The following is an 11627-nucleotide window of genomic DNA, read 5'->3' as shown; positions in this document are numbered from 1 at the left end:
TAAATAGTAACATCCTTTATTGTATCAGCATTCGGCAAAAAGTGCAGGTAAAATTAAGCATGTCATATTTATCCACAATATTCTAATTTACGAGTGTTTCATATGAAAAAACGCAGCCTTTCATATAAGACTGCGCTTAAGCTTTACTCTTCTGATATGCATCTATGCTATCCGTTACACTTTGCAATAAAGAATTTACATATTGCGGGTCAGATAATTTTTTATCTTCTTCATGGTTTGACATAAACCCAAGTTCTAATAACACACCAGGAACCTTTGCCCAATTAAATCCAGAAAGATCATCCCGAAATTTAATTCCATTTACTTTTACTTGCTGGTTCTCCCTCATTTTATTTACAATCATTTGAGAGATTTGAAGACTTTCCGCATAAATCTCTTTCGTATACGGACTTCCTTCTGCCGGCGTCAATACAGCGAATCCACTTTGGTTTGGATTTTCAGAACCATCTGCATGCAGACGTAAAAATAAATTAGCCTTATGATTATTTGCGAATGTCGCCCTTTCTTTATTACTTATATCAACGTCTTGTGATGTTCTCGTCATTAATACTTGTATCCCTTTTGCTTCAAGCTTTTCTTTTAATAAAAAAGCCATTTCTAATACAAGTACAGCCTCTCTCTTTTTCGTCACAACACCTGTTGTACCGTCTGTCACTTTATATTTTTGCGTTGTTGCCCCTGGTCCAATCGGCTCTAAATTTAAATTCGCTTTTTGTTGATGCCCTGGATCAATAACGACGAGAAACTTCTCTTGTTTTTCATTACTCTCTATTTTTTGTTCATTATTTTGCACTGGTTGCTCAGTCGGCTGCACTGGCGTAGTTTCTTCTTTCTTTTCATCAGATGATACTTCCTCTTGCTTATGTTCTACTTGGTCATTCGTTTGAATTGCTTGCGATTCTTCGTTCTTTTCTTGTTCTTGCTTCTTTTCTACCGGTGCGTCTTCTTTGGTATCTTTGTTTTTCTCTTGTATAGAAGATGTAGTTTCTTTTTTCGGCTGCTCTTGTGAACAACCGGCCATATATATTCCAATGAATGCAATCATGCTCATTATTTTTATATACTTCATACTTCTCCCCCATCACTTTGCACCGGATTCAAAGTTTTTCTTATAATTGCCCTATAATCTCATCTATATTTCCAATATAAACTGGCTGCCATTTTTCTGTACCACGTTCTGCAGTATAAAGCGGATAAGCGGCATCATCTATATTTACGAAAACTGGATCGCCCATATCCGTTTCATATCCAATTGTAATCCATTCTTCTTTCCATTTTCCGTGTTCTTCACTTATTAATGAATTTTTATGTTTATCGTATCGGTAACCGATTTGTCCTTTTTCTAATTCACTTTCACTAAACAAATATATTTCATAAGTACCTAGCTCAACATCTTGCTGTTTTGAAGTTTCAATTCGTTTTAGAAGTTCTGCGATTTTTGGTTGCTGTTTCATACGTCTATCTCCTTCTATTTTTCTAAATTTTAACTAATTTGTTTATAAAATACAATATAGATTTTAAGAAAAAAGGTGACATCCTTATCATATTAACAATTTTTTGAATATATCTATCACTACTCTCAATATATCAACGATTTTTTAAATATATCTATCACTATTCTCAATATATCAACGATTCAACACGAAATTTCGAATTACCAACAATGAATGCAAAAAAAAGAGAGGTTGTCCAAAAGGACAACCTCTCTTTTCTTATATCAATTAAAATTTGAACTCTTGTCCAACTTCAAAGCTATCTTCTAATACAAGAATACCTTTTTCTTGTGGAGCATCTGGAAGCTCTAATTCACGTGCAGAGCAGATCATTCCAGAAGAAGGAACACCGCGAAGCTCAGCTGGCTTGATTAACATACCGCTTGGCATTACAGCGCCGATTTTTGCAACGACAACTTTTTGTCCTGCATCAACGTTTGGTGCACCACATACGATTTGTAATGTTTCTGTACCGATTTCTACTTTACAGATGTTTAACTTATCAGCATTTGGATGTTTTTCTTTTTCAGCTACATAGCCTACAACAAATTTCGGAGAAAGATCTGCTTCTACTGTTTCTTCAAAGCCATTCTTCGCTAAAATTTCGTTGATTTTCTCTACAAGCTCTTTCGTTAATGTAAGGTTGCCTGTTTCTTTTACTTCTAAGTAAGAAGATGCATTAAAGATGTTGAATCCTGCTGTCTCGTTGCTTTCACGATCGTATACGCGTGCAACATCTCCTTTGCGATCAAAAGTACGGTTCTCTAAAGTAATATCTTGTAAGGCAACAATTAAAGTGTCACCAATTCCTTCAAGGTTGTAAAAAACGTTCACTTCGTTCATCCTTTCTCTTTTCCATCTGTCTTCTTCCGATTTTTCGCTAAAATAAAGATTGGTTCAAATTCTCCATCTTCATATACGAATGAAAGTGATGTAATCGGAACATGCCCTTCGGCAAAAAATTTCATTGTCATTTGTGCAATAATATCATAACCGATTTCGTTGACGATATCAGCAATAATTAATACATCTTGGTGAGGAACAGCAACAACCATGTCACCAGAAATCTTTTCACGCATCGATTGTAGTAACGATTCGTTTAAAATACGAGTCGCGTCATACCCATCATTTGTGTTTAAAAAGTAGAATGTATTCCCCGCTACTGTGTCTTGTTTAAATTCATAACCTAATGAGCGTGCGTTGAATAATGCCATTTCACGCACTTGCTGTTCTGTAAGTTCTAATTTTTGTAATAGACGCTCGTCAATTAGTCGATACGTTTTATTCGAATCTAACGCATAGTAAATACGTGTTTCCGCCGTATGATCCGTCATAATAAACGGATTTCCTTCTTCTGCTTGTTTCGGGAAAGAAGTAGAGCGAATAACAGGTAAAATTTTCGCTCCGCTATTTTCTTCTTTATGCATCGCAATTAGCGCTTCTTGTACGTAATAAGCAACTTCTTCAATTGCCTTTTCTTTGTTCACTTCCCATTTTGCCACAACTCCTGGAAGCGATACGTTAATACCTTTTTTGGAGTCTTTTTGTTCAATACGTAAAACTTCTTTCTCACTATCATACTGAAAGTCCCATTCTGGGCGAGATAATTTCTTTATTAACTCATCTTTCATCTTTTTACTTGTCATCTTCATCTCTTTTTCCTCCCTTCCAAAAAAATAACCTCCCCCGCGAAGGTAGAGGTTGTTTTACAATTCAATTGGCAAATTGCCTTATTTTAAACCTTCAATGAACTCTTCGATTTGTTCTTGTGTTTTACGATCTTTGTTTACATAGCGACCAGTTTCTTCACCTTTATTGTACGCTACAAAGCTCGGAATGCCAAATACGTCTAATTTTACGCATAGATCAATAAACTCATCGCGATCTACATAGTAAAATGAGAAATCACTATATTTCTCTTCTACTTCTGGCATAAATGGGTCTACAAAGCGGCAGTCTGGGCACCATTCTGCTGAGAACATAAAGACTACATTCTCTTCATTTTTTAATTGTTGGAATTGCTCCATGCTTTCTAATGACTTCATCTATATTTCCTCCTCTAACGAGTGCATTTTTCATGTTATAATCTTTCTTTTATACTACCATACATCGCGCACGGTGCAAGGTTTATGCTTGCTTTTTGTCATACTTATATTGCCCAACTAACAACTTAACAACGTGTACAAATAATTCCGTACGGTCGACATAATCCTCTGTAAAAATACCGATCGCACCTTCGTGACTACGAATATCTTTTCTCTGCACAAACTCTTCCATCACTTCGCTTAATTCCTTACCATCTTCAAGAGGTGCTAAAAAATCGTCTGGTAACGTAATACGCGCTCCTCCGGCCACAAATACTTTCCCATCACTTGTTGCTAGCGCGCCCCAGTTACACATAAATAAACCGTGCTCCGTTTTCATTACGCCGCCTTCTAGCCCAATACCAATTGGAGCTTCTCCTTCCTCTAGCGCTCGCTTCGCTCTATTGATCGCTCCTTGCATCGTCTCTTCATCTGAGAAAGGCTGAGCTGATACTCCTGACGGAACAGAAAGAGATGTAATTTCAGCATCTTTCCAAACCTTCTCCACAGCGCCAACCTTCGTTTTATTCTTTGATCCAACTACTACTTTCATTTCGTTCACCTCTATAAAAATTCATCATTCTATTCTAATATCCGCTTCGGCACAAATTAAGTACCAACCACTACCACACACCATCAGGGAATTCCTTCTCCCCATAAAAGAAGGTCGCTTTCTACAATATTACTGGTCCTAAACACAAAAACAGGCTTCTTCTTTCTTCCTACCCGCGGTCTTAATACATCATTCGAGCACCCATTAGGCACTAACCGCCACCACTCATCGCTGGGTCATCTATTCAACCTAAAAAAAGAAGGGTTTTTCGCCCTTCTTCTCTACGCGTTATTCTTAATTGTCTCTAACGTCGTTTTATCTGTTGTTCTTACAAGCTTCGTAATTAATTCTTTCGCCGCTGCATAATCATCAACATGTAAAATTGAAGCATGTGTATGAATGTAGCGTGCACAAACACCAATTACTGCTGATGGGATACCAGAGTTACTTGTATGTACACGGCCCGCATCTGTACCACCTTGTGAAATAAAGTATTGGTACGGAATGTTGTTTGTTTCTGCTGTATCTAAAATGAATTCGCGCATTCCTCTATGTGTTACCATCGTGCGATCATAAATACGAAGAAGAGCACCTTTTCCTAATTGACCGAACTGCGTTTTGTCACCAGATGCATCGTTTGCTGGACTTGCATCAAGCGCATAAAAAATGTCTGGTTGAATCATATTTGCAGCTGTTTGTGCTCCGCGGAGGCCTACTTCTTCTTGTACAGTAGCACCAGAATATAATGTATTTGGTAATGTTTCATCTTTTAATTCTTTTAACAATTCGATTGCAAGACCACATCCGTAACGGTTGTCCCAAGCTTTCGCCATAATTTTCTTCTCATTTGCCATCGGCGTGAATGGGCAAATCGGCACGATTTGTTGTCCTGGTTTTACACCAATTTCAATCGCATCTTCATAACTATCTGCACCTATATCAATTAACATATTTTTTATATCCATCGGTTTTGCACGTTGCGCGTCACTTAATAAATGAGGAGGAATAGAACCAACAACCCCAATAACAGGACCATTCTTCGTCATAACTTGTACACGCTGTGCTAATAAAACTTGGCTCCACCATCCGCCTAACGTTTGAAAACGAAGCATTCCGTTTTTCGTAATTTGCGTAATCATGAAACCTACTTCATCCATATGACCTGCTACAAGAACACGCGGGCCAGTTCCGTCCCCTTTTTTCAGACCAAATACGCTCCCTAAACCGTCTTGTACAATTTCATCTGCATATTTGCTTAATTCTTGTTTCATAAAACGGCGTACATCATGTTCAAAACCTGATGCACCTTGTAATTCTGTTAACGTACGAAATAATTGTAATGTCTCTTTATTCACGAAGTCCCCTTCTTTCAAACCTTAGTAGAATACCCCTTTTATTGTAACGAAATTTTCGAAATGTTTCTAGTTTCTTCTTTTTTAGCTGTATTTGCTTTATAATTATTATCGGTACACTATTTTTATTTTATAGAATTGAGGTGAATATATGAGCTGGAAAGGTTTAGTAGCAGGTCTTGGCGTTGGGTTCGCAGCTGGTTATCTCGTTGCAAACAAAGTACAAGAACAATCCCATATTTCTTCAGAAAAAGCATTGAAAATGGTGAAACAAGCATTAAGTCATAAAGGTGAAATTACTGGCTCTTGGGTACATATGGTTCCAGAGACATTTGAAAAATATGATGTCGCATATGAAGTTTATCGCGGCGGTCTTACAACAATGTTAAATGATATACAAGAACGATTTGAATTTTTAGTTGATGCTAAAACAGGTACTGTTTTAGAGGTTATAGCAGCATAAAAAGGAGGGTTCCCATTAGGTGAACCTCTTATTTTTTTGAAATTGCGGGTATTGATTAAAATTATATCAGCGATTTTCCGAATATATCGGCGCAACTCAATTTATATCAGCGTTTGTTTAAATATATCGACTTACCGACAAAACCCGACAATAAAAAAGAGGCTGCTCCAATAAATATGATGGAACAACCTCCTATTTTTATGCTTCTATACTCGTTTTCCGTTCTATTTTTTCTACGATATGCCCTTCCTCATTCCACTTCACAGCGCGATAATATGCGTCATGGTAAAACGTAAACCATGCCTCTTTTTCAGCACCATACTTCATCCACTTTTGCTTATTTTCAATCGAGGTCATCGGATAATCGTCGTATGCCATTACCCATAATACATTTTGATGTGCGTGCGTTGGTAATAGGTCTGCTAAATGAAGCATCGTTTCCCCATGGCTTTCTAAAGCAATAACTGCATGTCCATCACTATGACCACCTGTATGCGCCATTTTTATTTCATCTGTAATTTCTATTTCTTGCTGGAACGTAACAACTTGATCTACAATCGGCTCCCAATTTTCCTTCCAATATGTATTACGGGATCTAATATTTGGGTTTCTCATTTCATTCCACTCTGTTTCACTTACGTAAACTTTCGCGTTCGGAAACGCTGGTACAAGGTGATCACCTTCCCATTTTGTTAAACCAGATGCATGATCAAAATGAAGGTGCGTCATTAAAACATAGTGAATATCTTCTGGCTTTAATCCTAGTTTTTCTAATGATTCATAAACCGATGATTCTTCTGTTACACCTTGATTCCGCTTCATCTTCTCATTCAATTTACCGTTTCCTATTCCGGAATCAATGAGCATATTTCCGTCTTTCGTTTGCAAAAGTAACGGATCTGTTCGTAAATAAATATGATTTGTATCATTATGTTTATACTTACGTGACCAAAGTACTTTCGGCACAACACCAAACATCGCTCCCCCGTCTAAATGTGTATTCCCGCCTTTTAACCACGTTACTTTTATATCTCCAATTTGTAACTGTTCCATTACACATCCCCCTTTCAATTAATCTTAACATAAAATTCTGATTATTTTAGATGTAAAAAAACCTATGCATTACTGCATAGGCTCTGTACGATATTTTGCTTCAACTCGGTAAATACGATGACCTTTACTAGAGAATTTCTCTTCGTATTCAGTCATGATGTTACCTTCAAAGTCGCTGTTATGAAGATCTAAGCTTAAGTACGTTAGTAACATACCATACTCAGCCATACTCATAAGAGAATATTCAAATAGACCTTGGTTATCTGTTTTGAAATGAATTTCTCCGCCTTCTACTAACACTTCTTCGTAATTACGTAAAAATGTTTTATACGTTAAACGACGCTTCGTATGACGTTTCTTTGGCCATGGATCTGAGAAGTTTAAATAAACGCGATCAATTTCACCTTTCGCAAAGAAAACTGTTAAATCTTCAGCATCTTTATTAATTAACTTTAAGTTTGGTAATTCTTCTTCAATTAATTTATCAAGTGCATCTACAACAACACTTGTGAATTTTTCAATTCCAATATAATTAATATGTGGATTCGCTTTTGCCATATCATACATGAAGCGGCCACGACCTGTACCTACTTCAATGTGAATTGGTTGTTCGTTTCCAAATACTTCTTTCCAGCTACCAGCGCGCTCCTCTGGGTTTCCGATTACGATATGTGAATATTCATTAATTCGATCCATTGCATACGGTTTGTGTCTTAAACGCATAGATGTTTCCCTCTCTTTACATAGCTATTTTAAAGGAATAATTCCTTCTTTCTTTTTTAATCAATCTACCAAACAAAAAACCAAGTACGTACGAGCACTCGGTCCGTTTCTTTCAAGTATAAGATGTACCATTTTGATAAAAACTACATACAGCATTAAACATTCCATGACGAAACAGCTTTTTCTCTTACATTTGAAGAGAAAAACAATCGAAAGGATGATCCGTTCATGCCAATTAATCAACAACATCAATTAGAAGTGCTGAAAGATATTTTAGTCAACCACCAAAGTGATTGCTGCGGGACAGTTTCAGAATGCGAGCAATTAGAGCGCCTCATTCAATCGTTACTCGCAAACGATAATATAAGTAGTGACGCTAAAACAATGCTAAACGATGTATATTCTTATAGTCAATCGGGTAAATCTTCCTCTAATTTGGACAACCATATTTCCAATAATCAAGAACAACTTACTCAGTGGATTGCTGGAATGGACAATTTTTCTTAAGTATTATTCTGAAGCAAGTAGTTGCTGTAAATATTGATGCCAATATTCAGCTTCTGCTTGCTGTTTTTTTGTTGTATGCCATTGAATAGACAAAATCGTTTGTGCTATCACATACCATCTCATACGCCTAAGCAGCGATTCATCCATTTCAATATCATAATAACCGAGCCACTCACTCCACTCCTGGCGCGGAATGTACCAATATAATAACATACCGAGGTCTAGAGCTGGGTCAGCAATTACAGCTCCATCCCAATCAATTAAAAACAATTCATCTTCATCCGACAATAGCCAGTTGTTATGGTTTACATCACAATGGCATACAACGAATTCATTGTATTCAATAGCTTTTAATGAATCCATTAAATATTGAAGGCCTTGCTGAATTGTTTCATCATCCCTTATATCTCCTCTTAAAACGAGTTGCAGTTGTTGTAATAACTCTTGTGCGTGAAGCGGCTGCTTCCCAAGTCTTTGAATCATCTGTACAAGCGCTTTAGAGGAGTGTATTTTCTTCAAAAGTTTCGCAACACGTTCTAGTTTCATATCCTCTGGCTCTAGCTTCTGTCCCGGAAGCCATTTTTGAGCAGAAATTACATCACCATTCGTTACCCTTCTTGTCCAAAGTAATTTTGGAACAATTCCTTCTGCTGACAATACCGCTAAAAAGGGCGATGTATTCCGCTTTAAAAATAACTTCTGTTGTCCGTTTTGCGCAATATATGCATCGCCCGTTACTCCACCAGCCGGTACAAGACTCCACTCTTTTCCTAATAATTGTTCCAACCATTCCATATTCATTACCCGTTAACAAATCCTTATCTTTTATAGTTATGAAAAGAAAAACCGCAACAGTTCTACACATGTTGTGGATTCATATATTTTACTGTAAATGAAAAGAAAAATTAGCCTAAGCCAAAAATTCTCTATTTTATTTTACAAAACCTGTCATAGAATGACAACTTATCAAAATCGTCACCTTTGTCAATTCTACATTTATTACATTCTCATCGTCAAGTAGCGATTTGTCACATTATCGTCAATATATACGTGCTAATTGGAGCGAGCCTAAGTTCCTTTCCTCTAAATGAAGAAATTGGCTCTATTTTCGCTTCGTTTTCGTTTACTAACACATGCCACGTTGCTTCTTTCGGAAGTTGCACAGTTTTAGCTTCTAAACCGCTATTAAATAAGACGATAATCTCTTTCCACGGCCCAAACGATTCTGCATGCTCTAGGTGATATGCAAGTACTTCTGTAGATGTTTGTAAAAAAGTCATATGTTTTTTTATAAGGTCTGCATTTTGTAATCGGAATGCCCCATGCTCTTTACGAATCGCAATTAAACCTTTTATATAGTTAACGGTCTCTATCTCTTTCTCTTTTTGATCCCAATCTAATTGATTGATCTCATCATTTGCATTATAACTATTTTCATTTCCTTTCTTCGTACGATAAAACTCTTGCCCTGCGTGTAAGAAAGGAATGCCTTGTGAAAGAATAACCATTGCGCTCGCTAATAGGTGACGTTTTTTCAAAATCGTTTCTGATTCTTCATTACTGCGCACTAGTTTATCCCACATCGTCATATTATCATGACATTCTACATAGTTAATGCTTTGCGCCGGCTCTAAAAACAGCCCTGTTTCTTTCATACTTAAAAGACTTCCTGCTGCAATATACTGCAAATGATTACAGTCTACATGCCCACCAAATGCAAAACCACGCTTATTTATATGAAATGTACTCCCTTTTATCCCATCACGAAATTGATCATTAAACTGCGCGATATGTGGCATTTTCTTCGCATTATTTAACGTTGCTTTTTCCTCAAGAGGAAGCGGTGTTTGTAAATCCCATCCTTCTCCTAATAACAAAGCATCTCGTTTTATGTTTCGCACTTCTTTCTCTATCATATTCATTGTATCAACATCTAAAATTCCCATTAAGTCGAATCGGAATCCATCGACATTGTATTCAGTAAGCCAATATAAAATAGACTCTACAATGAATTTCCTCATCATTTTCCGTTCAGACGCTACATCATTTCCGACTCCCGTCCCATTAGAAGGCATACCATCTTCACCATGACGAAAATAATATCCTGGAACAAGCTTCTCAAATGATGATAGCTCTCTTTCATAAACATGATTATATACAACATCTATAATCACCCTAATACCTTGTTCATGAAATGTTTCAATTAGTTGTTTGCACTCAACTATCCTGTTATACGGATCAGAGGGGTTTGTAGCATAAAATCCTGTTGGTGCATTGTAATATAATGGATTATATCCCCAATTATAGGCGGACGAAGGATTCGCCTCATCTACACCACCGAAACAATATAAAGGTAATAATTCAACATGCGTAACGCCTAAATCTTTTATATGAGACAAACCTGTCAATGTCCCATTTCGTCCTGTTGTTCCTTCTTCCATTAGCCCTTTATACGTCCCTTTTTTACTCACTCCACTGTTCGGATGAATAGTAGCATCACGAATATGCAATTCATACAATATGGCATCTGTCATTGCTTGTAATGGTGGTAATTGCTCTCGTTTCGTTACAGTCGTCTTTTCTAAATCGATAACAATGCCATACTTTCCATTTACAGTCACTGACTTTGCGTAAGGATCCACCGCTTCGTTCCATATTAAATTAATACAAACAAGAAATGTATAGCGTGCTCCGTCTAAATCACCTTGTAATGTTTGAATCCAAACTCCGTTTTCTCCCCTGTACATTTCATGATCGGTATATTCTTTATCACTCTTATAAATTCTTACTTTCGCAAGCCTTGCAGTTGGGGCCCATACTTTAAATGTCGTTTCTTGTTTTTGATACACAGCACCTAAATCTGTACCTTCGTAATAATACTTTTCATCGAAAATTTTTGTTCGAATAACAGCACCTATTTGTAAATCAGTTTCTTCATTCCGTTCATCTCGTACTGTATAATACTTCCCCACATCTAGCGGCTCTTCTATAAAGCACTCATACTTCGTTGCATCTGGAAGCGCAATAGTATGAGCAATCGGTAAATCTTTCACATTACTTCCTTCTTGCAAACGAAATGTCCGACTTGTTCCATACGCATGTGGGAGCAAAATTGTAATTTTATTCATTTCATCTAAATAGGCATCAAATGGACGTTTTACTTTCAACATAAAAAAATCACCATCATTCTCAAAGTTAAAATAAAGTGAAACTTTAATGAGCGAGAAAATTTTTCCATCCTCACTTATTATTAGCCTTGACCAATTAGGCGAGATAAAATGAGCTGCAAATGATAAGGCTTTTCTTATCAACAAGACTCTATACAGTAACTCCATTCTTCTCTATAGTATATTCACCTGCATAAAAAACGTTTTCAAC

The 11627-nt window shown here is 36.8% G+C and carries 13 protein-coding genes; 2 read left to right on the top strand and 11 right to left on the bottom strand.

The genetic code is table 11. The features are described from left to right. Window positions 1–136: 136 nt before the first annotated feature. The 7 genes from ES895_RS00560 to ES895_RS00530 form a co-directional block, all read right to left on the bottom strand. Complete coding sequence (locus ES895_RS00560; protein ID WP_000874039.1) at window positions 137–1090, bottom strand: N-acetylmuramoyl-L-alanine amidase; 954 nt, start codon at window positions 1088–1090, stop codon at window positions 137–139. A gap of 40 nt (window positions 1091–1130) precedes the next feature. Beyond that, the gene (locus ES895_RS00555) at window positions 1131–1475 is read right to left on the bottom strand and encodes a hypothetical protein (protein ID WP_000813342.1); all 345 of its coding nucleotides are present in this window, start codon (window positions 1473–1475) and stop codon (window positions 1131–1133) included. A gap of 267 nt (window positions 1476–1742) precedes the next feature. Next, window positions 1743–2357: a YtpR family tRNA-binding protein gene (ytpR, locus tag ES895_RS00550; protein ID WP_001006761.1), complete on the bottom strand. Its 615-nt coding sequence runs from the start codon at window positions 2355–2357 to the stop codon at window positions 1743–1745. Next, complete coding sequence (locus ES895_RS00545) at window positions 2354–3166, bottom strand: DUF1444 domain-containing protein (protein ID WP_000784588.1); 813 nt, start codon at window positions 3164–3166, stop codon at window positions 2354–2356. Before ES895_RS00545 ends, ytpR begins: the two co-directional genes overlap by 4 nt. A gap of 78 nt (window positions 3167–3244) precedes the next feature. Further along, window positions 3245–3559 carry a thioredoxin family protein gene (locus tag ES895_RS00540; protein ID WP_000838193.1) on the bottom strand — a complete coding sequence of 105 codons (315 nt, stop codon included), beginning with the start codon at window positions 3557–3559 and terminating at the stop codon, window positions 3245–3247. A gap of 82 nt (window positions 3560–3641) precedes the next feature. Then, window positions 3642–4151 carry a DUF84 family protein gene (locus tag ES895_RS00535; RefSeq protein ID WP_047386993.1) on the bottom strand — a complete coding sequence of 170 codons (510 nt, stop codon included), beginning with the start codon at window positions 4149–4151 and terminating at the stop codon, window positions 3642–3644. Between the two features lie 281 nt (window positions 4152–4432). Then, window positions 4433–5506 carry a M42 family metallopeptidase gene (locus ES895_RS00530; protein WP_053514570.1) on the bottom strand — a complete coding sequence of 358 codons (1074 nt, stop codon included), beginning with the start codon at window positions 5504–5506 and terminating at the stop codon, window positions 4433–4435. A gap of 148 nt (window positions 5507–5654) precedes the next feature. Here ES895_RS00530 and ES895_RS00525 point away from each other — a divergent pair, with 148 nt between their 5' ends. Next, entirely contained in the window at window positions 5655–5966 is a 312-nt protein-coding gene (locus ES895_RS00525; protein ID WP_000118543.1) for a PepSY domain-containing protein, read from the top strand. A gap of 198 nt (window positions 5967–6164) precedes the next feature. On the opposite strand, the gene ES895_RS00520 is transcribed toward ES895_RS00525, so the two are convergent. Continuing rightward, window positions 6165–7019 carry a YtnP family quorum-quenching lactonase gene (locus tag ES895_RS00520; RefSeq protein ID WP_061654602.1) on the bottom strand — a complete coding sequence of 285 codons (855 nt, stop codon included), beginning with the start codon at window positions 7017–7019 and terminating at the stop codon, window positions 6165–6167. A gap of 69 nt (window positions 7020–7088) precedes the next feature. Next, the gene (gene trmB, locus ES895_RS00515; RefSeq protein WP_001239385.1) at window positions 7089–7742 is read right to left on the bottom strand and encodes a tRNA (guanosine(46)-N7)-methyltransferase TrmB; all 654 of its coding nucleotides are present in this window, start codon (window positions 7740–7742) and stop codon (window positions 7089–7091) included. Window positions 7743–7970: 228 nt separating this feature from the next. On the opposite strand from trmB, the gene ES895_RS00510 reads away from it, so the two are divergent. Continuing rightward, complete coding sequence (locus tag ES895_RS00510) at window positions 7971–8249, top strand: YtzH-like family protein (RefSeq protein WP_001122235.1); 279 nt, start codon at window positions 7971–7973, stop codon at window positions 8247–8249. Window positions 8250–8252: 3 nt separating this feature from the next. On the opposite strand, the gene ES895_RS00505 is transcribed toward ES895_RS00510, so the two are convergent. Then, the gene (locus tag ES895_RS00505) at window positions 8253–9050 is read right to left on the bottom strand and encodes a phosphotransferase family protein (RefSeq protein WP_001986674.1); all 798 of its coding nucleotides are present in this window, start codon (window positions 9048–9050) and stop codon (window positions 8253–8255) included. 227 nt (window positions 9051–9277) lie between these two features. Then, complete coding sequence (pulA, locus tag ES895_RS00500; RefSeq protein ID WP_000921745.1) at window positions 9278–11419, bottom strand: type I pullulanase; 2142 nt, start codon at window positions 11417–11419, stop codon at window positions 9278–9280. Window positions 11420–11627: the final 208 nt, after the last annotated feature.

Source organism: Bacillus sp. 007/AIA-02/001, from assembly GCF_004634455.1.
Classification (GTDB): Bacteria; Bacillota; Bacilli; order Bacillales; family Bacillaceae_G; genus Bacillus_A; species Bacillus_A cereus.
The sequence above is the reverse complement of the archived record's forward strand: the minus strand, read 5'-3'. Positions and strand labels throughout refer to the sequence as shown.